This is a genomic window from Actinoplanes sp. URMC 104 (assembly GCF_051386375.1).
Lineage (GTDB): Bacteria > Actinomycetota > Actinomycetes > Mycobacteriales > Micromonosporaceae > Actinoplanes.
The window spans coordinates 197,222-223,315 of the sequence record NZ_JBPQTO010000007.1; the positions used below are offsets into that span (position 1 = coordinate 197,222).

21 protein-coding genes and 1 riboswitch are annotated in these 26,094 nt (G+C 74.2%); of the genes, 9 read left to right on the plus strand and 12 right to left on the minus strand.

What is annotated here, in order from left to right; translation table 11 throughout:
* Positions 1-2 precede the first annotated feature (2 nt).
* The 4 genes from ACSNN8_RS22590 to ACSNN8_RS22605 all read right to left on the minus strand — a co-directional run bounded on the left by ACSNN8_RS22590 (position 3) and on the right by ACSNN8_RS22605 (position 4,069).
* Positions 3-737, minus strand: a complete 735-nt coding sequence (locus ACSNN8_RS22590) for a GntR family transcriptional regulator (protein WP_436651970.1) — start codon at positions 735-737, stop codon at positions 3-5.
* Entirely contained in the window at positions 694-1,515 is an 822-nt protein-coding gene (trpA, locus tag ACSNN8_RS22595; protein WP_436651267.1) for a tryptophan synthase subunit alpha, read from the minus strand. Before trpA ends, ACSNN8_RS22590 begins: the two co-directional genes overlap by 44 nt.
* A gap of 202 nt (positions 1,516-1,717) precedes the next feature.
* On the minus strand, positions 1,718-2,869 hold the full coding sequence (trpB, locus tag ACSNN8_RS22600; protein WP_436651268.1) for a tryptophan synthase subunit beta: 1,152 nt from the start codon (positions 2,867-2,869) through the stop codon (positions 1,718-1,720).
* A 75-nt stretch (positions 2,870-2,944) separates the two neighbouring features.
* On the minus strand, positions 2,945-4,069 hold the full coding sequence (locus tag ACSNN8_RS22605; protein ID WP_436651269.1) for a LolA family protein: 1,125 nt from the start codon (positions 4,067-4,069) through the stop codon (positions 2,945-2,947).
* Positions 4,070-4,172: 103 nt separating this feature from the next.
* Here ACSNN8_RS22605 and ACSNN8_RS22610 point away from each other — a divergent pair, with 103 nt between their 5' ends.
* The 3 genes from ACSNN8_RS22610 to ACSNN8_RS22620 all read left to right on the plus strand — a co-directional run bounded on the left by ACSNN8_RS22610 (position 4,173) and on the right by ACSNN8_RS22620 (position 7,010).
* Positions 4,173-4,835: a response regulator transcription factor gene (locus ACSNN8_RS22610; protein WP_436651270.1), complete on the plus strand. Its 663-nt coding sequence runs from the start codon at positions 4,173-4,175 to the stop codon at positions 4,833-4,835.
* Positions 4,832-6,190, plus strand: a complete 1,359-nt coding sequence (locus ACSNN8_RS22615) for a sensor histidine kinase (RefSeq protein ID WP_436651271.1) — start codon at positions 4,832-4,834, stop codon at positions 6,188-6,190. Before ACSNN8_RS22610 ends, ACSNN8_RS22615 begins: the two co-directional genes overlap by 4 nt.
* Positions 6,191-6,263: 73 nt before the next feature.
* A complete protein-coding gene (locus ACSNN8_RS22620) occupies positions 6,264-7,010 on the plus strand; it encodes a YcnI family protein (RefSeq protein ID WP_436651272.1) in 747 nt (248 codons plus the stop codon).
* Positions 7,011-9,155: 2,145 nt separating this feature from the next.
* Here ACSNN8_RS22620 and ACSNN8_RS22625 read toward each other — a convergent pair.
* The 5 genes from ACSNN8_RS22625 to ACSNN8_RS22645 all read right to left on the minus strand — a co-directional run bounded on the left by ACSNN8_RS22625 (position 9,156) and on the right by ACSNN8_RS22645 (position 14,438).
* Positions 9,156-10,349, minus strand: coding sequence for a hypothetical protein (locus ACSNN8_RS22625; protein WP_436651273.1), 1,194 nt, complete (start codon positions 10,347-10,349; stop codon positions 9,156-9,158).
* Positions 10,346-11,764, minus strand: coding sequence for an ATP-binding protein (locus ACSNN8_RS22630; protein ID WP_436651274.1), 1,419 nt, complete (start codon positions 11,762-11,764; stop codon positions 10,346-10,348). The genes ACSNN8_RS22625 and ACSNN8_RS22630 overlap by 4 nt, the downstream gene beginning before the upstream one ends.
* Before the next feature lie 165 nt (positions 11,765-11,929).
* Positions 11,930-12,907, minus strand: coding sequence for an NlpC/P60 family protein (locus ACSNN8_RS22635; protein WP_436651275.1), 978 nt, complete (start codon positions 12,905-12,907; stop codon positions 11,930-11,932).
* Positions 12,908-12,921: 14 nt separating this feature from the next.
* Positions 12,922-13,060, minus strand: a riboswitch (cyclic di-AMP (ydaO/yuaA leader).
* A gap of 122 nt (positions 13,061-13,182) precedes the next feature.
* Positions 13,183-14,091 (minus strand): M56 family metallopeptidase, encoded by a 909-nt coding sequence (locus ACSNN8_RS22640; protein WP_436651276.1) that lies wholly within the window; start codon positions 14,089-14,091, stop codon positions 13,183-13,185.
* Entirely contained in the window at positions 14,088-14,438 is a 351-nt protein-coding gene (locus ACSNN8_RS22645; RefSeq protein ID WP_436651277.1) for a BlaI/MecI/CopY family transcriptional regulator, read from the minus strand. Before ACSNN8_RS22645 ends, ACSNN8_RS22640 begins: the two co-directional genes overlap by 4 nt.
* 83 nt (positions 14,439-14,521) lie before the next feature.
* Between ACSNN8_RS22645 and ACSNN8_RS22650 the strand changes: the two genes are divergently transcribed.
* The 3 genes from ACSNN8_RS22650 to cydC are packed head-to-tail and all read left to right on the plus strand — an operon-like array spanning position 14,522 to position 20,165.
* Positions 14,522-15,883 carry a cytochrome ubiquinol oxidase subunit I gene (locus tag ACSNN8_RS22650; protein WP_436651278.1) on the plus strand — a complete coding sequence of 454 codons (1,362 nt, stop codon included), beginning with the start codon at positions 14,522-14,524 and terminating at the stop codon, positions 15,881-15,883.
* Positions 15,884-15,894: 11 nt separating this feature from the next.
* A complete protein-coding gene (cydB, locus tag ACSNN8_RS22655) occupies positions 15,895-16,875 on the plus strand; it encodes a cytochrome d ubiquinol oxidase subunit II (RefSeq protein WP_436651279.1) in 981 nt (326 codons plus the stop codon).
* Positions 16,872-20,165, plus strand: coding sequence for a thiol reductant ABC exporter subunit CydC (cydC, locus tag ACSNN8_RS22660; RefSeq protein WP_436651280.1), 3,294 nt, complete (start codon positions 16,872-16,874; stop codon positions 20,163-20,165). The genes cydB and cydC overlap by 4 nt, the downstream gene beginning before the upstream one ends.
* Here cydC and ACSNN8_RS22665 read toward each other — a convergent pair.
* On the minus strand, positions 20,119-22,146 hold the full coding sequence (locus ACSNN8_RS22665; protein ID WP_436651281.1) for a prolyl oligopeptidase family serine peptidase: 2,028 nt from the start codon (positions 22,144-22,146) through the stop codon (positions 20,119-20,121). The two genes, cydC and ACSNN8_RS22665, sit on opposite strands and share 47 nt — an antisense overlap.
* Positions 22,147-22,235: 89 nt before the next feature.
* Between ACSNN8_RS22665 and ACSNN8_RS22670 the strand changes: the two genes are divergently transcribed.
* From ACSNN8_RS22670 to ACSNN8_RS22680, 3 genes are read left to right on the plus strand one after another with little or no spacing between them, the layout of a single operon-like run.
* Positions 22,236-22,562, plus strand: coding sequence for a PadR family transcriptional regulator (locus tag ACSNN8_RS22670; RefSeq protein ID WP_436651282.1), 327 nt, complete (start codon positions 22,236-22,238; stop codon positions 22,560-22,562).
* Complete coding sequence (locus tag ACSNN8_RS22675; RefSeq protein ID WP_436651283.1) at positions 22,562-23,671, plus strand: hypothetical protein; 1,110 nt, start codon at positions 22,562-22,564, stop codon at positions 23,669-23,671. The genes ACSNN8_RS22670 and ACSNN8_RS22675 overlap by 1 nt, the downstream gene beginning before the upstream one ends.
* 53 nt (positions 23,672-23,724) lie before the next feature.
* Positions 23,725-24,936 carry a glycosyltransferase 87 family protein gene (locus ACSNN8_RS22680; protein ID WP_436651284.1) on the plus strand — a complete coding sequence of 404 codons (1,212 nt, stop codon included), beginning with the start codon at positions 23,725-23,727 and terminating at the stop codon, positions 24,934-24,936.
* Here ACSNN8_RS22680 and surE read toward each other — a convergent pair.
* Together surE and ACSNN8_RS22690 are read right to left on the minus strand one after the other, a co-directional pair.
* Positions 24,855-25,658, minus strand: coding sequence for a 5'/3'-nucleotidase SurE (gene surE / locus ACSNN8_RS22685; RefSeq protein WP_436651285.1), 804 nt, complete (start codon positions 25,656-25,658; stop codon positions 24,855-24,857). The genes ACSNN8_RS22680 and surE overlap by 82 nt on opposite strands.
* Positions 25,659-25,757: 99 nt before the next feature.
* Positions 25,758-26,054 (minus strand): hypothetical protein, encoded by a 297-nt coding sequence (locus ACSNN8_RS22690; protein ID WP_436651286.1) that lies wholly within the window; start codon positions 26,052-26,054, stop codon positions 25,758-25,760.
* Positions 26,055-26,094 lie beyond the last annotated feature (40 nt).

Sequence of the window (26,094 nt, forward strand, 5' to 3'; positions counted from 1 at the left end):
CGCTACGTCAGGTGCGCCCACTGGACCGACAGCCCGGTGACGGCGCGCTCGGTGCGGATCTCGAGCATCGTGCCAAGGATCGTGGCGCGGTCGGCCACCAGCGCGCGGTCGTCGAGGCCATAGGTGACGCGCTCGGAGAGGAACGCCGCCGTTCCCGCCGGCTGCCGCAGCAGGATGGCCGTCGCCTCGTCGAGCGCGCCCGGCCGCACGGACTCGCTCGCCCGGTGCACCGCGACGCCGTGGTCGGCCAGCGCGGCGTACAGCGACGTGCCGCTCAGGTCCGCCCGGGCCAGCGCCGTGCCGCGGATCCACGACACCTGGTGCACGGCCGGCCGCCCGGCGAGCAGCCGCAGACGTTCCAGGCGTACGGCCGGCAGCCGATCGCCGAAGCGGGCGGCGGCCCACGCCGGCGGCTCGGCCACCTCCTGCCCCAGGATCTGGGTGGCCACCAGCAGCCCCTGCGCGCGCAGGTCCTCGGCGAAGCCCCGCAGCGAGTCGAGCCGGTAGGCAGCCCGCGGCTCCGCCACGAAGGTGCCCCGCCCCGGCTGCTGCGAGAGCAACCCGTCGGCCTCCAGCTGCTGCAGCGCCTGCCGCAGCGTGGCCAGAGTCACGCCGTAGCGCGCGCTCAGCTCCTTCTGCGGCGGCAGGGCCGACCCGGGCGCGAGCTCCCCGCCCCGGATCTTCGTGCTCAGGTCAGCCGCGATGACCTGATACTTCGGCGTACGCGGTGCGGTCAGCGCTGTCCTCCCGGTCGAGTCCGTCCAGGGCCGCGCGCATGGCCGCGACCTCGGCTCCGAGGTCGCCCGCCGTGGCCCCGTCCAGCACCCTACGCATCAACGCCGAGCCGACCACCACCCCGTCCCCGGCGCGCCCCGCCGCGACCACCTGATCCACCCCGGCGATCCCGAACCCCACCAGCACCGGCAGACGCCCGTCCCCACCCGGAGCCTCCCGCTGGACGGCCTTGATCCGCCCGGCCAGGGCGGCCGCCGACGAGGCCAGCTCCCGCTGCTCCCCCGTGGTCCCCATGCGGCTGATCGCATAGATGAACCCCCGGCTGCGAGCGACGATCTCGGCCACGCGCTCGTCCGGCGTGACCGGCGCGACCAGCAACGTCAGCTCCACACCGGCAGCGGCGGCTGCATCCTCCACCGCCCCCGCCTCGTCGAGCGGCAGGTCGGGAATGATCAGCCCCCGGAACCCGGCGTCAGCGAGCGACCGGCAGAAGGCGGCCGGGCCGGGGCGGAAGACGAGGTTGGCGTACGTGAACGCGATCAACGGCACGCGCACGCGATCTCGTACCGCCGAAAGCTCGGAGAGGATCGAAGCGACCGTCACGCCGCGGGCGAGGGCGCGGTCGGTCGACTGCTGGATGGTGACGCCGTCGAGCACGGGGTCGGAGAACGGCAGCCCCACCTCGATGGCGTCCGCGCCGGCGTCCTGCACGGCGAGGAGGTGGTCGATCCAGTCGGCGGTGACGCCGGCGGTCAGGTAGGGCACCAGCAGCTTGCTCATGCTGAACCTCCCGGGGGCATGCCCTCCTGGCCCTACGACCGCTTCGCTTGCTCCGGTGCAGTCGCTCATGCTGAACCTCCCGGGGGCATGCCCTCCCGGCCCTACGACCGCTTCGCTTGCTCCGGTGCAGTCGCTCATGCTGAACCTCCCGGGGCATGCCCTCCTGGCCCTACGACCGCTTCGCTTGCTCCGGTGCAGTCGCTCATGCCACGTCCCCCAGCGTCGCCATGTCCTTGTCGCCGCGGCCCGAGAGGGTGAGCAGCACGCGCGTACCCGCCGGGAGCAGCGGCGTGCCGGCCTCGCGCAGCACCCAGGCCACCGCGTGCGCCGACTCCAGCGCGCAGATGAGGCCCTCGGCGCGGGCCAGCCGGCGCACGGCCGCGACCACCTCGTCGTCCTTCACGGTGTGGTACTCGGCGCGGCCGGTCGCGGCCAGGTGCGCGTGCTCGGGTCCGACGCCGGGATAGTCCAGGCCGGCCGCGATCGACTGCGCCTCGGCGACCTGGCCCTCGGCGTCCTGCAGCACCATCGAGCGGGCGCCGTGCACCACTCCGGGAGCGCCGTCGGTCAGCGCCGCGCCGCCCGCAGCCTCGACGCCGACCAGGCGGGCGCCCGTGTCGGCGAAGCCCGCGAACGTGCCGGCCGCGTTGGAGCCGCCGCCCACGCACGCCACCACCACGTCCGGCACGTACGGGGCCTGCCGGCGCGCCTCCTCGCCGATCACCCGCTGCAGTTCCCGGACCATCCACGGGTACGGGTGGGGGCCGCCCACCGAGCCGAGCAGGAAGTGCGCGCCGTCCACGTCGGCGACCCACGCGCGCATCGCCTCGTTGGTGGCGTCCTTGAGTGTGCGGCTGCCGGTCGTCACCGGGACGACCTCGGCGCCCAGCGTGGTCATCCGCAGCACGTTGAGCCGTTGCCGCTCCATGTCCCGCTCGCCCATGTAGACGGTCGCCTCGAGGCCGAGCAGCGCCGCCGCGGTGGCGGTGGCGACGCCGTGCGAACCCGCGCCCGTCTCGGCGATCAGCCGGCGCTTGCCCATGCGGCGGGCGAGCAGCCCCTGCCCCAGCACGTTGTTGATCTTGTGCGAGCCGGTGTGCGCCAGGTCCTCGCGCTTGAGCAGCAGCTCGATACCGAGCTCGGCGGAGAGGTTGCGGGCCGGGGTGAGCGGCGTCGGGCGTCCGGCATAGACGGCGAGCAGCTCGTCGAGCTCGGCCCGGAATCCCGGATCGGCCCACGCGTCCCGGAAGGCCGCGGCCAGTTCCCCGCACGCCGGCACCAGGGACTCGGGCACGAACCGGCCGCCGTAATCGCCGAAGCGACCGGCGGCCGGCTCGATCATCAAGGTGGTCATCGCAGCCTCCATTGTTCTAGAACTCTCCGCCGAGTGTTCCATACTTCAGCGGAGAGTTCTAGAACTCGTGGAGTGCTACTTCTTGGCGGCGGCCTCGTAGAGCGTCTCCGGAGCGACCGCTCCGGCGAACACCCGGCCGTCGTCGGTGATCAGCACGCTGAACAGGGACCCGGCGAAGAGCCGGCCGCTGCCCCACGTGCCGCTCTTCTCGGGCAGCATGCCCAGCATGCCGTCGACCTGCTCGGCGTCCTTGCCCTTGGCCTGGGGCAGCTTCGCCGTGACGACCGACGCCCAGCCCTCGCCGATCACCTCGGGCGCCTTGCCGCCGCCGCGCAGCTTCGCGGCGCCGGCCTTCTCGTGCTGCTCGGCAGCCTTCTCCGCGTCGCGCTCGAGCTTGCTCGCGTCGGTCTCGGTGACCTTCGCGCCCGGCGGCGGGTTGAACACGAACTGCTGCGGGTCGGGCTTGTCAAAGCTGATCTGCTGGAACGCCACCCGGATGGCCGGGCTGGTGGCGTTCTTCGCGTACACGTCGACGCGCAGCGGGATGTGCTGCTCGGCGTCGATGGCCAGGCGCACCTGGCCGACCAGCGACTGCTGCGCGCGCGGCTCGAGCACCAGCTCGTACGCGTCGCGGCCGGCCACCTCGGCGGCGCCGGTCGTGGTCACCTTCGTGGAGTCGTCGATCGCCGCCAGCGCGGCGTCGGCGGCGTCCTGCGGGGTGCTCGGCACGCCGGTGGGCAGCGACTGCGGCTTGTGCTCCGCGCCGGCCGGCACCTTCAGATGGGTGGCCGAGTTGTCGCTGCTCTGCCAGAACCACACGTCGGCGCCGTTGCGGATGACGTCGGTCTCGCCGGCGGTGCCCACCAGCGCGAGCCGCGCCTTCTCCTCGCCCGCGTACCAGACCCGGGCGGTGTTGCTGCCCGCGACGAGGTTCGCGAGCCCGGCCGTGCCGGACGCCTCGTCGGTGAGCCCGGCGATCTTCGGCAGACCCAGGTCGGCGCTCTGCACGATGGTGCCGGAAAGACCGTCGACCTTGGCGTTCTGCAGGTCGACCAGAAGCTGAGCGGCGCTGCGCTCCGGCAGCGCGGGATCGGCGTTCGCAACGATCGTCCCCGCAGCGGCGCCACCCCCGATGACGACCGCCGCCGCGGCCGACGGCACGAGCCAGCGCAGCGCCGGCCTTGACTTGAACACGGACACGATGTCCACCTCCCGTTGATCTGTCACCAGAGTGCGCCGGAGCCGCTGTGACCGGGCTGAGAGCCGCCCCTAGGGGGGGACCCTTCCATGCCAAGGTAAGGGGGTGCGGTTGCTGGTGGTGGAGGATGAGGCGCGGCTCGCTGCCGCGTTGCAGCGCGGGCTGCAGGCCGAGGGTTTCGCGGTCGACGTGTCGGGCGACGGGCAGGACGGGCTCGAGATGGCCCGGCACGGCGGCTACGACGCGATGATTCTGGACGTGATGCTGCCCAGGCTCAGCGGCTATCGGGTGGTGCGGCAGTTGCGGGCCGAGCGGAACTGGGTGCCGGTGCTGATGCTGTCGGCCAAGGACGGCGAGTACGACCAGGCCGACGGCCTCGACTGCGGCGCCGACGACTATCTGACCAAACCTTTCTCGTACGTCGTCCTGCTCGCCCGCCTGCGGGCCCTGCTGCGCCGCGGCGTGCACGAACGGCCGGTCGTGCTGCGCCACGGCGACGTCGAGCTCGACCCGGCCGAGCGGCGGGTGACGGTGGCCGGCGAGGAGGTGACGCTCACGGCCCGCGAGTTCGCCCTGCTCGAGTATCTGCTGCGCCGCCCCGGCGAGGTGGTCAGCAAGATCGAGCTGCTCGACCACGTGTGGGACGCGGCGGTGGAGACCGCGCCGAACGCGGTCGAGGTCTACGTGGGCTACCTGCGCCGCAAGATCGGGCGGGAACGGCTCGAGACCGTGCGCGGCGCCGGCTACCGGCTGGCGGCCGTTGGATGAGGCGCCTCCGCGAGATGAGCCTGCGGGCGCGGCTCGTGCTGGTCTCGGTGCTGGCCCTGACGCTCGGGCTCGCGGCGGGCGGGGTGCTGCTGGTCGGCGTGCTCAACTACGCGCTGCTGCGCGCGGTCAGTGCCGAGGCGCGCGACACCGGCCGCGGCGTGGCCGATCTGATCAACAAAGGGCTGCTCAACCCGAACCAGTTCATCGAGGTCAACCCGTCCATGCAGGTGCAGGTGATCGACGCGCAGAGCCGGGTGCGCTGGGTGTCGGCCGGCGCGAACCAGCTGACCCCGATGCTGTACGACGACGAGCTGCGCGGCCTCACCAACGAGGAGGTGCAGGAGATCCCCGGCAGCCGCATCGGGCTCGACGGCGACGTCCGGGTGGTGATGGTCGTCGCGGGCCCGCCGACCCAGCCGCTGCGCGTGCTGGTCGCACGGTCCACCAGCGACCTGAGCCAGGGCGTCCGCATCCTCGCCATCACCCTGCTCACGACGTTCCCGCTGCTGGTCGTGCTGCTCGCGCTCGTGCTGTGGCGGGCCCTGGGCGCCGCGCTGCACCCGGTCGACGCGCTGCGGGCCGGGGCCGAGGAGATCACCGGCGGTACACGCGAGGGCCGGCTGCCGCTGCCCGAGTCCCGCGACGAGATCCACCGGCTGGCGGTCACGCTCAACGGCATGCTGCACCGGCTCGAGTCGGCCCGGGTGCGGCAGCGCGCCTTCGTCGCGGACGCGGCGCACGAGCTGCGCAGCCCGCTGACCAACATGCGTACGGAACTCGAGGTCGCGCAGCGGCTGCCGGACACCGACTGGCAGGCGCTCACCGGCGACCTGCTCACCGACGTCGACCGGCTCAGCCGGCTCGTCGACGACCTTCTGCTGCTGGCCCGCGCCGACGACGGAGGCCGCCGGGCCGTCGCGGCGCCGTTCCGGTCGGTCGACCTGGGTGCGCTGGTCGGCGACGTCGCGGACCGGTATCCGTCGGTCACCTACGTGCGCCCGGCCGCGCCGATGGAGGTCACCGGCGAGCCCGACGCGCTGGGCCGGGTCGTCGGCAACCTGCTCGACAACGCCGTACGGCATGCGAAGTCCCGGGTTCAGGTGACGGTGAGTGCCGACGGAACCCACCGGATGATCACCGTTGCGGACGACGGGCCGGGCATCCCCGAGGCCGACCGGGAACGGGTCTTCGACCGCTTCACCAGGCTCGACGACGCGCGGGCCCGCGACGCCGGCGGCTCCGGGCTGGGCCTGGCGATCGTCCGCGAGCTGGTGCGGCGCCACGGCGGCACGGTCACGCTCGGCGACGCGGGGCCGGGACTGCGGGTGGACGTACGCCTCCCGGCCCTTCGCTGAAAATCGCCGGGAACCATCCGCCGCGTGCGAGCGACTAACGCGCGGTATCCCCCACGCGGAAGGTTCGACAAGGATGTCCCTGTTCAAGCGCTCGGCACTGGTCGGCGCCACGGTTGCCGCCCTCACCCTGGCCGTGGCCGCCCCCGCCGCCGCCCACGTCACGGTGAACCCCGACACCGCGACCGCGGGCGGATACGCGAAGGTCACCTTCCGGGTGCCCAACGAGTCCGACACCGAGTCCACCACCAAGGTCGAGGTGAACCTGCCGGTCGACAAGCCGGTCGCCTCGGTGTCGGTCAAGCCGCTCACCGGCTGGGACGTGGCCACCACGGTCTCGAAGCTGGCGAAGCCGCTCGAGGCGCACGGCGCCCAGATCACCGAGTCCGTCTCGAAGATCACCTGGACCGCGAAGTCGGGCTCCGACATCAAGCCCGGCCAGTTCCAGGAGTTCGACGTCTCGCTCGGCCCCCTCCCCGACTCCGGCGAGATGATTTTCAAGGCCCTGCAGACCTACTCCGACGGCACGGTCGTGCGCTGGATCGACGAGCCCACCACCGACGGCACCGAGCCCGAATCCCCCGCCCCCGTGCTCAAGCTGGCCGCCGCCGGCGCCACCGACACCGCCGCCGCCGGCGCTCCCACCGCCACCGCCACCGCCGCCGCGGCCCCCCAGGCCTCCGCCGACGACGACTCCGACGGCCCCGACGCCTTCGGCATCGCCGGCCTGATCGCCGGGGTGCTCGCCCTCATCCTCGCCCTGCTGGCCTACGCCCGCTCCGGCCGCCGCCCAGAAGCCGCCACCACCCCCGCCGACAAGTAGGTCCTTCCTCTCGAGCCGGGTCGACTCTTCACCGGTCGGCCCGGCTTCGTGCTGCTCACCCACCTCCGCGCCGCGCAAGGCAGTCGATCCGCATTACGGCCGCGGCCTGCTGCTGGACCGCACCGGCTGTTCGATTCATCCATTCACTAGCAGCCCTCGGCCGAGTTCGCCGCGCCGGTAGCGCCATTCGCCTCATCAGCACGCCCGTCGTGGCCTTTGTCTGCTTCTCTTTCCGCGGCTCTTTCTTCGCCTTCCTTCTTCGACTAATGCATCCTGCATCCCGACATCCCGTCGCGGACATCGCCATTTCGCCAGTCGGATTGATATCGACTTGCTCATTATCGGGAATGCATTCCACTGCTCCCTGGGCAGAACACATCGGCGGCCAGCCACGACATTTGCCGACCCGCAATACCACCGGACGACCGGCCGCCGAATCACGCGGTGAAGGCCCCGCCCGCACGGACGCCGACAAGCCCAAAGCCGCCGCATCGCGCCGCGGCGCCAACACACGCACCACCGCAAGCCGGCGCACACCCCATAGGCGTGGCGGCACAGCCAGGCGCGGCAACGCCTTCAAGCGCCGCAATCCGCGGACGCAGCCACCCCGCCGGACGCGACAACGCCACCAGGCGCGGCCACACACCCAGGCACGGCAACGCCACCCGGCGCGACAACGCCACCGGACGCGGCGGCACAGCCAGACACGGGAACGCCACTGGGCGCGGTTACGCCACCCGGCGCGGCACAGCCACGCGCGGCAACGCCAAAGACGCGACGCACAGCCACGCACGAGAGCGCCACCCGGCGCGGTCACGCCACCCGGCGCGGCGGCGCAGCCACGCGCGAGAACGCCACCCGGCGCGGTCACGCCACCGGCGCGACGGCACAGCCACGCGCGGGAACGCCACCCCGGCGCGGCGGCACAGCCAAGCGCGGCAACGCCACCAGACGGGCGGCACACCCAGTCACGGGACCGCCACCAGACGCGACAACGCCACTGGACGCGGCGGCACAGCCAAGCGCGGGAACGCCACCAGACGCGACAGCGAACCCAGACACGGCAACGCCACCAGACGCGGCGGCACACCCCGGCAACGCCGCCGGGCGCGGAAACGCCGCCGGGCGCGAGAAAGCCACCATGTGCGGCGGCGGCACAGCCAGGCGCGGGAATGCCGCCAGGCGCGACAACGCAGCCAAGCGCGATGGCGCCCGGGGCTGCCACCACGGAACGATGCGGCGCCGCAGCCGGATGCGGCGGCGCCGACGTGCGCGGCACTGCACCCGGCAGTGACGTCGAGCTGCGCGGCTGCCGGATCGGGGGGATATGGAGTCAGAAGGACGCGTTGCGGTGCTGGTCGGTGGCGATGCGCTGCTTGCCGGGCGGATGCCGGCGGGCGAGATGTCGACTCGGGACGCGTCGATGCCTGCGAGGCCGTGGCCGGACGTGGGTGCCTGCAAGGCCGCCGCCGGACGCGTCGGTGCCTGCGAGGCCGCCGCCGGACGGGTCGGTGCCTGCGAAGCCCCCGCCGGACGCGTCAGTGCCTGCGAGGCCGCCGCCGGACGCGTCAGTGCCTGCGAAGCCCCCGCCGGACGCGTCAGTGCCTGCGAAGCCCCCGCCGGACGCGTCAGTGCCTGCGAAGCCCCCGCCGGACGCGGGGGTGCCTGCGAAGCCCCCGCCGGACGCGGGGGTGCCTGGGAGGCCGTGGCCGGACGCGGGGATGCTTGGGAGGCCGTTGCCGGACGGGAAGGGCCCGGGCGATGAGGGGCTTGCGACGGTGCTGGGCGTGGCGACCGAGGGGCTGCAGTTGTCGGCGGGGTGGCGGCGCGGCGGAGCTTTTCGGCATGCCTGCGCTTGAGCCCCCACGCGCGGTGGCGCTCGTGTTCGCGGCGGAAGGCGTCGCGCTCGGCAGAATAGTGGCGTGACGCTGTGCGGTCGCGCATCGTCGCCAATTCTGCGCCGGTGCACAATTGCAATTGCCGCATACACCATTATCCCGCTCCCCCGCGGATAACGCCCGGCCCTCCGGCGTGTCGATCATGCCAATATGCAGTGCGGAAAGACCGTCGCGAAATGTCGGCGCGGACGTGCATTCAGGTGGCGATTTCTGCCATAGCCGAGGTATCGGGCGTCAATGAGGTGGGTCACTTCTTGTCGGGAGGGTTCGTCCAGGCGTCGCGCAGGTCCTTCTTGGTGGTGCGCCACCAAGCGCGCAGCTCGTCGGTCCAGTCGTGCAGGGCCTGGCGGCTGCCGGGATCGTCGAGGCCGGCGCCGAGCAGTTCGGTGAGGCTCAGCAGCCACAGCGGCAGGGTGAGGGTGAGGGCGGCCACGGGCAGAGGCCACCAGCCGGAGGCGGCGAAGGCGGCCAGCAGCGCGACGGCGGTGGCGGTCAGGGACAGGGCGGCCAGGTCGGCGCGACGCATCAACGGTGGGAGCAGGGGGAGGCAGCGCCACGGGAGGCGGCCGGCGGGGACCAGGACCCGTGCGGCGAAGGCGACCATGACGGCGGCCAGCACGGCGGCGACCACGCGGGCGAAGAACGAGGCGGGCGGCCACCACAAAGCCACGAGCACCAGGGCGCTGATCAGGGCGGCGGCGGCCAGGAGACCGCGGCGCAGGCCGCTGAGCACGCCGCGGATGGGCCAGGTCATCGAGACGACGTCGGCGCGGGCGGGGGTGTCGCGGGCGACCTCGCGCAGCGCGCGCATCGAGCGCCGGACACGGAGGCGTTCGGCGTCGAGCATTGCCAGGAGCCAGCGGCCGTACGGGTTGCCGGGCTCCAGCGCCAGCGCGGCACGGACCGCGGTGAGGGCCGCGTCGCGGTGGCCGGCGTCGCGCTCCACGTCGGCGACCGTGAGCAGGCCCTCGACGGAGTGCGGGTCGAGCGTACGGCCGTACGCGGCGGCGGCCCGGGCCCGGTCGTGCTCGCGGGCGGCGGCGAGGGCGCGGGCCAGCACGAAGTGGCCCGTGGCGGAGGCGGGCTCCAGCCGTACGGCCTCGGTGGCAGCCTGGACCGCCTCGCGCGAGCGGATCAGGGCGATCAGGCTCTCGGCCCGTTCGAGGTGGGCGTCGGCCAGCAGCGGCGCGGCGGCGACGGCAGCGTCCGCGCCTCGCAGCGCCCCCGCGTAGTCGCGCCGCAGCCGCAGCACGGACGCGAGCAGGGTGAGCAGCCACCCGTCGGCGGGCGACTCGCCGAGGCCCTGACGGACGATCCGCTCGGCCTCGGCGTAGCGCCCGACCTCAGCCAGCCGCTGCGCCCGCCAGTACGCCCCGCCCGGCGGCGGCCCGGGCGGTGGCCCAGGCGGTGGCCCAGGCGGTGGCCCAGGCGGTGGCGTCACCGGGATTTGCGCTTCTTCAGGTAGGCGGCCAGGTCGTCGTATTCGCCGGACTCGTTGGCGAACATCGCCACGTTGCGGGCCGTGGCGAACCAGCCGTCGGTGGAAGGGCGGATTTCGCGGGCGGCGGCCAGCATGTCCTGCTGGTTGATCATGCGGATCTCGCCGGTGGTGATCGAGTCGCGCATGGCGAACTCGGCGGCGGTCTCGCAGACGTGTGCGAGGTCGGCGCCCGAATAGTTCTCGGTCGCGTCGGCGATCCGGGCCAGATCGATGCCGGCGACCGGGCGGTCGCGCAGGTGGTACTGCAGGATCGCGGCGCGGGCGGGCTTGTCGGGGGGCAGCACGAGAAGGGTGCGGTCGAGGCGGCCGGGGCGGCGCAGGGCGGCGTCGATGTCCCAGGGGGCGTTGGTGGCGGCGAGCACGAAGACGCCGTCGTTGTTGCCGTCGACGCCGTCGAGCTCGGTGAGCAACTGGTTGACGACCGTACGCATGGAGGACGAGTTCAGCTGGCTGCGCTTGTGGCCGAGCGCGTCGATCTCGTCGAGGAACAGCACGCAGGGGGCGTGGCCGCGGGCCGACTCGAACAGGTCGTGCAGGTTGCGCTCGGAGCTCCCGACCCACATGTTGAGCACGTCGGTGATCGACAGCGAGATGAACGCGGCGCCCATCTCGCCGGCGACGGCGCGCGCCAGGAACGTCTTGCCGCAGCCGGGCGGCCCGTAGAGCAGCAGCCCGCCGCGCAGGCTCTTGCCGAACAGCGAGCGCAGCTTGGGGTTCTTCAGCGGGCCCAGGAACGAGATCTCGAGCCGCTTCTTGACCTCCTGCATGCCGCCCACGTCGGCCAGCGTGATCGTCGACTTCTCAACGTCGAAGGTGCGGTCCTCGTGGCCCCGCACGGGCTCGCGTTCGTGCGAGAACCGCGGCGGCACGACGTCGCCGAACTCCTGCTCCATCGCATCCCAGTCAACGCCGCCCGGGGAGGAGGGGGGAATCGGGGAGGAGGGCGGCGGGGCGGAAGGGGAAGGGGGCGGCGGCGAGGAAGGAGATGGCGTGGGCGAAGGCGGCGGCGAGGAAGGGGGCAGCGGGGAGGAGGGCGGCGAGGAAGGGGATGGGGAGGCGGAAGGCGGGGGGAACGGCGGGACGGAAGAGGGAGGCGGCGCGGAGAAAGGACCGGCAGCGGGAGGCAGCGCGGAAGGAGGACCGGCGGCCGGAGGGGTGGCGAGGGCGGAGGACATCAGCTTCTGGGCGGTCCCGTTGGCGGGCTCGCGGGCGAGCACCTGAGCGGCGTGGCCGATCGCCTCTGCGCCGCGGCCCGCGGCGAGCAGCAGCTCGGCCAGGTGCAGGCGCAAGGGGAGGTCGTCGGGGCGGGCCTCGACGGCCGCGGTGAGGCTGTCGATCAGCGGCGAGTCGCTCATGACAGGGCATTATGCCCGCGCCCGGTAGGAGGACCGAAGGCCGCCGGGAAGAGCAGAGGCCGCCGACAAGAACGAGGGCCGCCGGGAGAGCTGGAGGCTGCCGGGAAGCACGAAGGCCGCCGGAGCGTACGCCTCGGCGGCCTTCGGGGGTGGAGCGGCGGATCGTCAGCCCGGTCGTCGGTAGCCGGCGATCGGGTTGCCGTCGATCTTGGCCATCCGTACGTGGTCGCCGGTGTGCGGCGCGTGCACCACCATGCCGCCGCCGATGTAGATGGCGACGTGGTGCAGGCTTCCGGGGAAGTAGAACACCAGGTCACCGGGCTGCAACTCGTCGGCTGACACCGGCCTGCCCTGGTTCCACTGGTCCTTCGTGTAGTGGTCCAGGTGCACGCCGACGCTGCCCCACGCCTCCTGGGTGAGACCGGAGCAGTCGTACGAGCTGGGGCCGGCCGCACCGAAGACGTAAGGCTTGCCGATCAGGTCGCACGCCTTCTGCGCCGCCCGGCCGCCCTTGTCGTTGGTGTAGTCGACGGGGCACGGGCCGAGCCGCAGCGGGCCGTCGTCGGCGTTCACCGAGCCGTACGCCTGGATGCGCAGCTTCTGCAGCGACGTGATCTTGGTCTCGATCGCCTTCTTGCGCTTCGCCAGGTCGACGTCGCGCGCGGCGATCGACTTGGTGACCACGTCGAGGTCGGCCTTGGTCGCCGCGAGCTTGTCGCGCAGCGCGGCCACGTCGGCGATCTGTTCCTGCTGGCCGCGGGCGAGCTGGTCGAGGTACATCAGCTTGTCGGTCAGCCCGGTCGGCGTGCCGCTGATGACCATGGCGTTGAGCGCGTTGGGCGCGCCCTGCTTGTACGCGTCGACGGCGAGCCCGCGTACCTGCTGCATCGCGACGTCCACCTGCACCTGGAGCGGTGTCAGCTGGGCGGCGAGCTTCTTCTGCTGGGCGCGGTTCTTGAGCAGCTTGCCGTGCACGTCGTTGTACTGCTCGATGACCGGTTCGAGCTGGTTCCACTGCTTGTCGATCTGCTCCTCGACGGACGAGGGCGAGGGTGTTGCCTGCGCGACGGCGGGTCCGGAGAAGATGATCCCGACCGCGGCTGCGGCGCAGACGAGGCTGCGCACTACTGCGGCGCGACGCACGTGGGTGGGTTGTCCTTTCTTCCCTCGTGCCGCCGACCGGGTTAGCTGACGGGTTCGGACGGGAAGCGCGCCCGGCCGCGGGCATACCGCGGCTTCACCCCAACTGCTCGGGTCCCCGGCTCGCCGTTGCCGGCGATTGGGCGGTGATCCGCCAGATCGACCGGGTGGACGATGGGGGCTGGGCGGACCGGACAACACCGTACTCCCCATCTAGAGCCGAACTGAAGGCGCTCCGGAGGGAAAACTGTATGCGCTCTTACATATACGCATAGTCACTAGAGCGGCCAGGCTTCGAGCGCGCGGTCGAGCCAGGGCAGCACCAGGATCACGGTGGGTAACACCAACAGGCCGACCGCGGCGGCCCCCGCGGCGACGGTGAGAGCGACGGACGGATGGTGCGACGCGGCCAGCCGTTCGAGCCGCCGGTGGCGCGCCTCACCGGTGCCGCCGGGTGCCACGTCCTCCGCGAGGGGCACCGCGTCGGTCAGCCGCTCCAGCGCGGCCCGCAGCGGCTCCGCCCCGACCCGGCGCCGGGCGGCGTCGTCGGCGACCATCTCGAGCAGCAGGTTGACGGCGTCGAGCGGCAGCCGGCTGCGCAGCGGCCGCGGCACCGCGCGGTAGAACGCGGTGAACGACTCCATCACCACGTCGTGCCGCTGTCGCAGGTGGGTCTGCTCGTGCGCGAGCACCGCGTCGATCTGCTCGCGGTCGAGCACCTCGAGCACGCCGTTGCTGAGCACCACCCGCGGCCGGCGGCCGGGCACGCAGTAGGCCAGCGGCAGCGCCCCGTCGAGCACCCGCAGGTTTCCCGGGCCCAGCTCGCGGTGCTGCTCCGCGCGGTCGAGCAGGTCGACCAGCATGCGGTGCCGGGCCCGGCGGGCCCGCGACCGGCGGGTGACCCCGATCAGCGAGACCAGCAGCCGCAGGATGATCAGCGCGGCGACCGCGAGCGCGCCGATGAGCGCGGCCTCGGCGACCGGCTTGCCCGACCCGGCGGCGCGGGTGACCTCCTCGGGCGCGGCGAGCACGACGCCGAGGGCGGCCAGCACGGCGGTCAGCGTGATCGACTGCCAGAGCACGACAGCGGCGGCCGGGGCCCGGTCGGGCCAGCGCGCGTTCGCCAGGACGCCCGGCACGACCAGCGAGAGGGTCAGGCCGAGCGCGCCCAGCAGGAGCGCGGTCATCCGTGGCGTCTGGCGGCTTCGATGGCGGCCTTGAGGGCCTCCGGCGGGAGCTGCCCGACGAAGTACGCGAGGGCGGCGTCCTGGTTGTCGCTGGCGGTCAGCGCGTCGAGCATGACCGAGGCGGTCATCTCCTCGCGGGTCTGCGCCGGGGCGTACCGGTAGGCGCGGTCCGCCTTCTGCTGCGTGACCACGCCCTTCTTCGCCAAGCGGTCGAGCACGGTCATCACCGTCGTGTAGGCCAGATCGCGCTGACGGCTCAGGCGCTCGTGCACCTGCCGCACGGTGAGCGGCTCACCGGCGTCCCACAACTGCGTCATGACCTCGCGTTCCAGGTCCCCGAGAGCCATGTGACCGAGCATACCGCCTCTACTGCGCCGCGTCGTACTACGAGGCGTAGTATCTACTACGAGACGTCGTAGAGGGGGCTCCCATGGACGTTCTGGACCTGACCCGGCTGCAGTTCGCGGTCGTGACGATCTACCACTACTTCTTCGTGCCGCTGTCGATCAGCCTGGCCGCGACCGCCGCCGGCCTGCAGCTCGCGTGGCTGCGCACCAGGCGCGAGCACTTCCTGCACCTGACGAAGTTCGTCGGCAAGCTGCTGATCGTCACGTTCGCGGTCGGCGTGGTCACCGGACTCGTCCAGGAGTTCCAGTTCGGGCTCGGCTGGAGCGCCTTCGCGAACTTCTACGGCGACGTCTTCGGGCCCACGCTGGCGATCGAGGGCATGCTGGCGTTCTTTCTCGAGGCGACGTTCCTGGCGCTCTGGTACTTCGGCTGGGACCGGCTGCCCCGCGCGATCCACACCGCGTGCATCGTGATCGTCGCCGTGGGCACGCTGCTGTCGGCGTTCATCATCCTGGCGGCCAACTCCTTCATGCAGAACCCCGTCGCGTACGCCCTGGACCCGGACACCGGCCGGGCCCGGCTCACCTCGTTCGCCGACCTGCTGCTCAACAAGGTCAACCTGGCGGCGTTCCCGCACACCATCGCGGGCGCGGTCATGGTGGGCGGCGCGCTGCTGCTGGCGCTCGGCGTCTGGCGGCTCGCGGCCGACCCGGCGTACCGCGTCCTGGCCCGTCTCGGCGCCTGGCTCACGCTGGCCGGCGGCGCGGCGACGGCGCTCACCGGCGACCACCTCGGCAAGGTCATCACCCAGGTGCAGCCGATGAAGATGGCCGCGGCCGAGGCGCTCTACCACTCCACGACCGGCGCGCCGTTCGCGGTCTTCGCCACCGGGGCGCCGCTGCCCGAATTCGCGCTCGAGATCCCGTGGCTGCTGTCGATCCTCGCCAAGGGCGACCCGAACGCGACCGTGCAGGGCATCGACGACCTCCAGGCGCAGTACGCGGCGCAGTTCGGCCCCGGCTCGTACGTGCCAATGATCCCGGTCGCGTTCTGGACGTTCCGCCTCATGATCGGCGCAGGCATGCTGGCGGCCGCGGTCGCCGCGTTCTACCTCTGGCGTACGCGCAAGGGCCGTTCCGCACCCCGCCTGCTGATGCGGTGGCTGCCGCTCATCCCGCTGCTCCCCGCGGCCGCCAACACGTTCGGCTGGATCTTCACCGAGACCGCCCGGCAGCCGTGGATCGCGTTCGGCATCTCCAAGGTCGCCGACGGCATCTCCCCCGGGCTGACCAGCTCGGAGGTCGTCGCGTCGCTGGCCGGGTTCACGGTCGTCTACGGGATCGTCGCCGTGGTCTGGTTCCGGCTCGTACGCCACCTCGCGCGGCAGCCGCTGACGCCGGCGCCGGTGGCCGCCGAGCAGCCCGAACCCGTACCCGTCTACTGAGGAGCCCTGGCGTGATCACCTTCTGGTTCTCGGTCGTCGTGCTCGCCTGGGTGCTGTTCTTCGTGCTCGAGGGCTTCGACTTCGGCGTCGGGCTGCTCGCCCCGGTGCTCGGGCGCGACGACCACGAGCGGGGCGCCGCCGTGCGCACCATCGGCCCGTTCTGGGACGGCAACGAGGTGTGGCTGGTGGCCGCGATCGGCGTCACGTTCGCCGCGTTCCCCGCCTGGTACGGGGCGCTGCTCTCGGGGCTCTACCTGCCGATGGTCGTGCTGCTGCTCCTGCTGGCCGTGCGCGGCGTCGCGCTGGAGTTCCGCGGCAAGGGCGACGGCCTGCGCTACCGCCGCCGCGCCGACCTGGCCCTCGGGCTCAGCTCGCTCGGCATCGTGCTGGTGTGGGGCGCCCTGCTCGCCGCGTTCGTGCACGGGCTCGCGCTCGGCCCCGACGGCTCGGTCACCGGCAGCGGGCTGTCGCGCTCGCTCGCCCCCGTGCTCACCCCCGCGGCCGGTCTCGGCTCGCTCGCCGCCCTCTACGCCACGCTGATGCTCGGCGCGACGTTCCTGAGCCTTCGCACGACCGGTCCCGTACGCCGCCGCGCCCGCACCCTCGCGCGGTGGCTCGGCACCGGCGGCGCGGCCGTGCTGGTCGTCGCGGGCATCGGCACGAGGTCCCCGGTCGTGCTGGCCGCCGCGGTGCTCAGCCTCGGCGCCGCCATGCTGGCCCGCACCGGCCGCGAGGCGCTCGCGTTCATCGTCACCGCCATCGGCGTGGCCGGCGCCGTGACGGGCGTCTTCACGACCCAGGGCCCGGTCGTGCTGCACAGCACCCTGGACCCCGCGTGGTCGCTGACCCGCGAGGCAGCGGCCGCCACCCCGCAGGCGCTCGAGCTGCTCACCTGGGCCGGCGTGCTGATCCTGCCCGGCGTCCTGGCCTACCAGGCGTACTCGTACTGGGTGTTCCGGCGCCGCGTGGCCAGCGAACGGGTCGCGTCGTGACCACCTCCGAGCTTTCCTCCGCCGCGCCGCAGTCCGCCAGACACGCGGCGGCCCAGCGGCCCGCGCCGCCCCGCGGACCGCTCGACCCCCGGCTGGTGCGGCACGCCCGCACCAGCCGGGGCGGCATCGCGGCGCTCGCCCTCCTCGGCGCGGGCCAGGCCGGCGCCACCCTGCTCGTCGCGGTGGCCCTCACGCTGCTGGTCACCCGCGGGCCCGGCAGGGCGGCCGCCCTGCTCGCCGCGGCGTACGTCGCCCGGGCCCTGCTCTCCTGGGGCGAGCAGGTCGTGGCCCGCCGCACCGCCGCGCGGGTCACCGACGAGCTGCGCCGCGCCCTGCTCACCGCGCTGCCGCGCCGCGGCCCCGCCTGGGTGGCGTCGTTCGGCGCCGGCCGCCTGACCGCCGTCCTGACCACCGGCCTGGACGCGCTGAAGCCCTGGTTCAGCGGCTACCTGCCCGCGCTCGTGCTCGGCGTCGCCCTGCCCCCGCTCGTGGTCGTCGCGATGGCGCTGGTCGACCCCGCGTCCGCGCTCATCGCCCTGGTCACGCTGCCGCTGATCCCCGTGCTGGGCGCGCTGATCGGCTGGGCCACCCAGGCCCGGGCCCGCCGCCGCTGGCAGGCCGACGCCCGACTGGCCGGCCACTTCCTCGACGTCGTCCGCGGGCTGCCCACCCTGCGCGTGCTGGGCCGCGCCCACCGCCAGACCGCCGTGGTCGAGCAGCTGACCGACCAGCACCGCTCCGCCACCCTGCGCGTGCTGCGGGTCGCGTTCCTGTCCTCCACCGCGCTCGACCTGGTCGGCACGCTGTCGGTCGGCCTGATCGCCGTCGAGGCCGGGTTGCGCGTGGCCGCCGGCAACCTGGCCCTCGGCCCCGCGCTGCTCGTCATCCTGCTGGCCCCCGAGGCGTACCGGCCGCTGCGCGAGATGGCGGCCCGCTACCACGCCTCCACCGACGCCACCGCCGTCATCTCCGACGTGGACGAGGTGCTGACCGCACCGGCCACCTCCTCGCTCGCGGGCGGGGCCGGGGTCACCGCGGTGGGGCTGCGGGTTCGCTACCCGGGCGCCACGCGCGACGCGCTCGCGCTCGACCACCTCGTGGTGCGGCCCGGCGAGATCGTCGCGCTCGGCGGGCCGTCCGGCGCGGGCAAGACCACCGCGCTGCGCGTGCTCGCCGGCCTGCAGGAGCCCCGGGCCGGGCACGCCGTCGCGGGCGACCCGCTCTATCTGCCGCAGCGGCCCACGCTGCCGCACGCCCGCACGGTCGCGGACCTCTTCCCCGGCGGGGACGCGCGCGAGGCCCTGCGCACGGTCGGGCTGGACCTCTCCCCCGCCACGCCGCTCGGGGAGCGCGGCGCCGGGGTGTCGGCCGGGCAGCGGCAGCGGCTGGCCCTGGCCGCCCTGCTCGCCGAGGCGTCCGCCCGGGCCGGCGACGCGCCGGTCACGCTGCTGCTCGACGAGCCGACCGCCCACCTCGACGCGGCCACCGAGGCCCTCGTGATCGAGCGGCTGCGCGCCGCCGCGCGGGCCGGCTGCGCGGTGCTCGTGGTGGCCCACCGCCAGGCGCTGCTCGCCGCCGCCGACCGGGTGGTCCCGGTCGTCCCCCCGGCTGCGGAAACGTCGCCGGCCGTTGAATCCCGGGCCGCCGCGCGGCCGGTCGCTTCACCGGCGGGCGAACCCCCGGCTCCGGGCGGCGGCACGCCGATCTGGCGGCGTCCCGCGGTGGCGGTCGCGCTGGGCAGCGGCTCGGCCCTGGCCGGCATCGTGCTCACCGGCGCGGCGGCCTGGCTGCTGGTGCGCGCCTCGTCGCTGCCGCCGGTGCTGTCGCTGTCCACCGCGGTGGTCCTCGTGCGGGGCAGCGCCGTGGCCCGGCCGCTGCTGCGTTACCTCGAACGGCTGGTCGCGCACGACGTGGCGTTCGCGCGGCTCGGCGCCTGGCGCGCCCGGATCTTCGCCGACCTGATCCCGCGCGTGCCGGGACCCCGGCTGCGCCGCCGCGGCGACCTGCTCTCCAAGGCGGTCGACGACGTGGACGCCCGCGTCGACGGGCTGCTCCGCGGCCGGCTGCCCGCGCTGACCGCGGCGGTCACGGTCGCCGTCGCCGGCGCCGCGGTCCTCGCCCTGCAGCCCGTCGCCGCCCTGCCGCTCGCCGCCGGGCTGCTCGTCGCGGCGGTCCTCGCTCCGGCGCTGGCCGCCCGGCAGGCCGCCCGGGACGAGACGGCGACCGGCGAGGCCCGGGCCCGGCTGCGCGACGCCATGGTCGAGACGGTCGACAGCCTCGAGGACCTGGCCACGGCGAGCGGCGCGAACGACGTACCGCACCGGCGCAGCCGCGACCTCGCCCGCCTGGAGGCCCGCGCCGCGCGCGCCGCCGGAGCATCCACCGCGCTGGCGCAGCTCGGCTGGGGCCTGGCCGTCGTCGGGGTGGCGCTGACCGTACGCGGCCTGACGCCCGAATGGTCGGCTGTGCTGCTGCTGGCCACCGTCGTGCTGGGCGAGACCGTCCTGGCCCTTCCCGACGCCGCCGTGGCGCGCCGGCGGGCCGCGGGCGCCGAGGCGCGGCTGGCCGCGCTGACCACCGAACCGCCCTCCGCGACCTTCGCCGGGCACAGCGACCGGCCGCTGGGCGACATCACGCTGCGGGGCGTCACGGCGGGCTGGGACCCCGCGAAGGAGCCGGCGCTGCGCGACCTGGACCTGCAGCTGCGGACCGGCGAGCGGACGGCCGTCGTCGGGCGCTCCGGGGAGGGCAAGTCCACCCTCGCGGCGGTCGTCGCGCGGCTGCTCGACCCGCGCGCGGGCACCATCTCGCACGGCGACCTGCCCGAGGACCGGATCCGCGGCCGCATCGTGCTGGTGGGCGACGACACCGATCACGTCTTCGCGTCCACGGTGCGCGAGAACCTCCGCCCCGCCAAGCCGCAGGCCACCGACGACGATCTGCGGGCGGTCCTGGCCCGCGTACGGCTGGACGGCTGGCTCGCCGCCCTGCCGGCCGGCCTGGACACGTGGCTGGGCAGCGGCGGCACCACCATGTCGGGCGGGCAGGCACGGAGGTTCGCCACGGCGCGGGCGCTGCTCGCCGACCCCGCGGTGCTGATCCTGGACGAGCCCACCGAAGGGCTGGACGCCGACGTGGCCGAGGCCGTGATGGCGGACCTGCTCGGCGCCTCGGACGGCCGGACCGTGCTCGTGCTGACCCACCGCACCGAGGGCCTGGACCTGGTCGACCACCGGTACGAGCTCAGCGCGGGGCGAGTGCGTCCCGCAGAAAGCGCAGTTGCGGCGTGAGCAGGTCGGCGCCGGGCGGCATGTGGCTCGCGCCGGGCACCGGCAGCACGGTGTGCGGCTTCCCGGCGGCCAGCAGCGCCGCGGACAGCAGCAGCGTGTGCGCCGGGTACACGTTGTCGTCGGACAGCCCGTGGATCAGCATCAACGGCCGCTCCAGCCGGGGCGCGTCCGCGAGCAGGGAGCCCACGTCGTACGGGCCGGGGTCGAGCCGCGGGTCGCCGAGGAACCGCTCCTGCCAGTGGGTGTCGTACAGCCGCAGGTCGGTCACCGGCGCGCCGGCGACGGCGGCGTGGAAGACGTCGGGGCGGCGCAGCACGGCCAGCGCGGCCAGGTAGCCGCCGGCCGACCAGCCGCGGATGCCCACACGGCCGAGGTCGAGCTCCGGATAGAGCGCGGCGACCGTCTCCAGCGCCTCGATCTGGTCGTCGAGCAGCTTGCCCGTGGAGTCGCCCTTCGCCTCGCGCTCCCACCGCGGCCCGCGCCCCGGGGTGCCGCGCCCGTCCGCGACGACCACCGCGAAGCCCTGGTCGGCGAACCACTGCGATGTGTAGAACGAGCGGCGGTCCGCCACCGCACGCTGCGCGGCCGGGCCGCCGTACGGGTCCATCAGCACCGGAAGCCGCTCGCCGCGCTGCCACACCGCCGGGAACAGCACCGCGGTGCGCAGCTCGAGCCGGCCGGCCCGCAGCAGAGAGACCTTGGGCACGACCGGGGAGCTCGCCGCGAGATCCCGCACCGTACGGCCCGCCCAGGTCACCTCCGTCCCGGCGAGCGTCGCCGAGCTGATCACCGTCGTGCCCCCGGCGCGCAGACCGGTGTGCCGCCCCGGTTCGGTGGTGAGCCGCCGCAGCCCCGCGTCCGCCGACCACGTCCACAGGTGCGTCTCGGTCGGCTCCGCCGAGGCGGTGAACAGCACGGTGTCGCCGTCGATCCCGCACAGCTCGAAGACCTGCAGCCCCGGCGGGGTGACCGGTTCGCCGCCCACGGTCAGGTGCCGCGTGTCGCCGCGGTCCTGCGTCCAGACCAGAGAGCCGTTCCCCGTACGCCGGGGGAAGCCCGGCACGATCTGCGTCCACGCCGGGTCGGCCGCCTCCGCGAGCGCCCGCGTGCGCCCGGTGGCCGGGTCGGCGGCGAGCACCCGCAGCGTCGTCTGCGGCCTGTCCTGCACCACCGCCAGCAGCCCGTGGTCGTCCCAGACCACGTCGACCAGGTATTCGTACTCCGCCTCGACCCTGCGGGCCGCACCGTGCCGGTCCATCACGAGCAGCTCGACGACCGCGTTGGCCGTGCCCGCCCGCGGGTAGCGGTGCGCGGCCGGCGGCCGGGCCGGATCCGTGAGGTCGCTGAGGTACCAGACCTCGACCGGCGACTCGTCCACCCGCGCCACGGCGAGCCGCTGCGAGTCCGGCGACCACCAGAACCCGCGCGTCCGCTCCATCGACTCCGCGGCCACGTGCTCGGCCAGCCCGTACGTGATCAGGTCGTGCGCCGGCGTGGCCAGCGCCCGGTCGTCCGTGCCGTCGGCGCTGATCAGCCGCAGCTGCCGCTCGTGCACGTAGGCGACCGCGCTGCCGTCCGGGCTGATCGTGGCGTCGGTGAGCGGCGTGCGCGCCGGCAGCGGCCGCGTGTCTCCCGTCCCGGTGTCCAGCACGTACAGCTTCTCGTCCGCCGTGTACGCGACCATGCGGACGGCCCGGTCCGTCGTGTAGCCCGAGATGCCCGCCGACCTGTCCCTCGCCCGCTCGCGCCGGGCCCGCTCCGCCGCCGACATCTCCCCGCCCGCCGGCGCCCCCGGATCGGCCAGCAGCCGTTCCTCCCCCGTCACCGCGTCGAGACTCCACAGCCGTTGCACCGGATCCTCGCCGCCCGAGCTGCGCAGGAACAGCAGCCTCGCGCCGTCCGGCGCCACCGTGAACCGGTGCGGGCGGCCGAGCGAGAACCCCTGGGTGCTGGACAACAGCCGCGGAAACGACACAAGCATGCGGTCTTTCTACTCCCCTCGATCAACACCGCGAACGGGTACGCTTCGCCACCGCCGCTTTTGTCGGCCCCCCTATGTAGAGTGCGTACATGGGCGAGCCGCGAATAACGACGTCGGTGCTGAAAGTTCTTGCGGCGCTGGTCGCCGATCCGGCAGAGCAGCGGTACGGGCTCGAGCTCATGCAGGACACCCGGCTGCCCAGCGGCACGCTCTATCCGATCCTGGCCCGCCTCGAACGGGCCGGCTGGGTGGAGTCGCGGTGGGAGGAGATCGACCCGGTCGCCGAGGGACGGCCGAGCCGGCGGTACTACCGGCTCACGGCCGACGGGGTGGTCGCCGCCCGGCGGGAGATCGCGCTGATGCAGCAGCAGATGTCGCGGGCCGCGGGCCCGGTCGGCCGCACCCGGGAGGCGTGATGGATCGGCTGGCGCGGGCTCTCGTCGGGGCGGCGGCGCGGCGGTGGCCGGAAGAGATGGCCGACGAGATGCGGGCCGCGTGGCTGGCGGAGCTGGCTGCGATCCCGGGGTGGTGGCGCCGGTGGGCGTTCGCGGGGTCGCTGGCGATCTCGCCGGGGGTGGACGAGCCGTCGTGGGGTGAGCGGGCGAGCGCGGCCGGGCGGGCGGCAGCGGTGGCGGGCGGGGTGACGTTGGCGGCGGCGGTGGCCACCAACCTTGCGCGGGGCGCCGGGGCGCTGGCTCCGGCGGTGCTGGCGGTCTGTGTGCTGGCGCTCGGCGTCGTCGGGGCACGGAGGCGGGGGTCGGTCGTGCTGGTGGGCGCGGCCCTGTTCGGGTTCCTGCTGGCGGGGAACCCGGTGGCGGTCATGCCGTTCATGGGCGCGCGGGACATCGCCCCGGCCGTCGGAGTGTGGATGGCGGGCATGGCGGGAGCGCGCAGACGAGGGCCCGCGGGGGCGGCCGTCGGCGGTGCGGTCGTTCTCGGCCTTGCCACGGCCGCCGGGTCGGTGCACGCGGCGGCAACGCTGGGCGTCAGCGGGTGGACGGCCCCGGCCTGGTTCCCGCTCGCGCTGCTGCCGGGTGGGACGGTGTCGTTCGGGCCGGTCCTGCCGGGCGGCGCCCCGGTCGGCACCCTGCAGGCGGCGGGACCGACGCACGCGTCGGCCGTCCTGCTGGCCAACGCCGCCGTGATGGCCGGTCCGATGATGCTCTGTACGGCTTTCGTGCTCGCGCCGGCGCTCCGCATCGGCTCCTGGAAGCGGACGGCTGCCGCGCGGTTCGGTGCGGGTGTCGGGCCGAGGACGGCCGCGCCGCCGACGGCGACGAACGGCGTCGCCCGCCGCGGGAACGGAGACGTGTGGCGGGCGGCAGCGGGCATGGGGGCGGCGCTGGGGGCGCTGGCGGTCGCGCCGAGGCTGCCGGCCGGCGGCGCTGAGGCGGACGTCGTGGCGCGGCTCGTGGACAACTCGATGGCGTTCGGGTTCGGGTTCGTGGAGCACCCGGTCGGGCTCGGGGCCACGGCTCTGCTGGCGGCCGTGCTGGCCATGCGCGTACGGCCGGCCGCCGGATAACGGATGCGCTTCGACCCTGTCCGGCAGCTCCGACCCTATGTAGAGTTTCGACTATGGGGACGAGACGGATCTGGCTCACGGCAGGACTGGTCGCGGCGGCGACGGCGGGAGCGGCGCTCGCGAAGCCGGTCGAGGCGCGCCTCACCGACCTGTCGGTCTATCTCGGCGCGGTCGGCGGCCTGGCCGACGGGGCGAGCCTGTACGACTTCACCCGCGGCGCGGCGCCGTTCACGTACCCGCCGTTCGCCGCCCTGCTGTTCACGCCGCTGACCTGGCTGCCTGTCCCGCTCGTCCAGGTCGCGTGGACGCTCGCCACCCTCGCCGTCGTTGCCGCCCTGGCAGCGCTCGCTCCCTCAGCGCAGCGGGAGCCGGCGCAGCGGGAGCCGGCGCAGCGGGAGCCGGCGCAGCGGGAGGCGGCGCGGCGGGAGCCGGCGCAGCGGAGGCCGGCGTACCAGAAGCAGTCCGCCGTACCGCTGGCGGCGCTCGCGCTGATGCTCTCGGCGCCGGTCGCGAGCAACCTCAAATACGGCCAGGTCAGCCTCTTCCTGGCGGCGCTGATCGTCACGGATTTCCTGGCCCTGCGGCGTACACCCTGGCACGGCGCCCTGATCGGGCTGGCGGCCGCGGTCAAGCTGACCCCGCTGATCTTCATCCCGCTGCTGTGGTTCGCGGGCCGCCGGGCGGCGGCGGCCGTGGCGGGGGCGACCTTCGCGGGCTGCGCGTTGCTGGCCGTCATCACGCTGCCGGGCGACTCGTGGCGCTTCTGGACGGGCGAGGTGTTCCACGTCAGCCGCCTCGGCCACATCACCGGCGTGGGCAACCAGTCGCTCAACGGCGCGCTCCTGCGGCTGGGCGTCGCCACCGACGTACGCTCCGCTCTGGTCCTGCTCCTCGGCGGCGCCGTCGCCGGGGCGGCCCTCGTGCGGGCGGTCCGGCTGGCCCGCAAGGACGACTGGTTCTCCGCGATGGTCGTCGTCGGCGCGGCGAGCGTGGTGCTCTCCCCCGTGTCGTGGACCCATCACCAGATCTGGCTGGTGATGGCCGCCCTGCTGCCCGTGCCGCACCGGGGCTGGCGGCCCGCCGTCCTGGCGCTGATGCTGCTGCCCGTGACGGCCGTGCCGCTGCTCGGCGAGTCGCGGTTGCTGCTGGCGATCGCCGTCGCGGCCGTCGTGCCGCTGGGCCGTCAGGCGGACGCGGGGCGCTGCTCGGGGATGCGCACGCCGCGCACCTCGGCGGGCGGCCGCAGGGCGGTCACGGTCGCGTGACCCTCGGCCAGCAGCGCCAGGTCGGTGCCGGGCACGAGCTGCTCCCCGCTGCGCTCGATGGTGGTCCGCACGAAACCCTCGCCCGCCTCGGCGAGCGCTATGCCGGCCTGGCCGAAGGCCGCCAGCGTGGCCTCGCGCACCGACGCCACGGACTCGCGGTCGGGCACGTTGAGGTTGAGCACCGTGGCCGGGTCCGCGTCGAGCAGCGAGCCCATCAGGGAGGCCGCGACCGCGGCGGCCGTGTCCCAGTGCAGCACGTCGTCGGACGGCACGACGATCGCCGCTCCACCCGACGCCGAGTCGGCGCTCGCCGTGGGGTTGAGCACGTCGAGCGAGACCGCCATCGCGCGCAGGCCGTACGTGGCCGCGGTCAGCGCCGCCCCAACCGTTCCCGAGTGCAGGACCGCCCGCCCGGCGTTGGCGCCGCGGTTGATGCCCGACAGCACCACCTCCGGCGGCGGCCCGAAGACCCCGAGAGAGGCCAGGACCACGATGTACGCCGGTGAGGCCGCCACGCCGTACGCCGTGATCTCCCCCAGGTCGTACGGGGAGACGACGATCCGGCCGTCCGCGACGACCGCGGTCAGCGCGGCGCTCATGCCGCTCGCCTCCTCCCGCGGCGCGGCGACGATCACCTCGTGCTCGCGCGCCACCGCCCGGGCGAGCGCGCGGATGCCCGGCGCGGACACCCCGTCGTCGTTCGTGATCAGCACTCTGGTCATCGCTGCTCGCTCCGTACGCGCTTCATCCGCTCCTGCACCGCGCGGATACCCCGGCGCGCCGGAGCGTCAACGCGATGTCACCCGATCGCCGGGAAGTCCTCAGCCCACCCGGGTGAGGCGCAGGTAGCGCCGGCTCGCGGCGAAGCGGGTGCCGCGCGGCTCGACGCGCAGCCGGACCGTGGCGCCCGGTCCGAGGTGGACGGGCAGGTCGTCGCTGCCGGTCCAGTCGAGGCGGGCGCGGACGGTGTGGGTGCCGGGCGGCAGCGCCAGCGACAGCTCGCGCCCGCACCGCAGAACGCCCTTCTCCGCGCCGTCGACGATGATGTGGAAGGCCCGGGCCCGGTCGATCCAGGCGCCCGACGGCCGTTCGACGGTGAGCGTGGCGATGACGGTCATGACGACGATGGTCCCATCCCGCCGCACGCCGTGCAGCCTC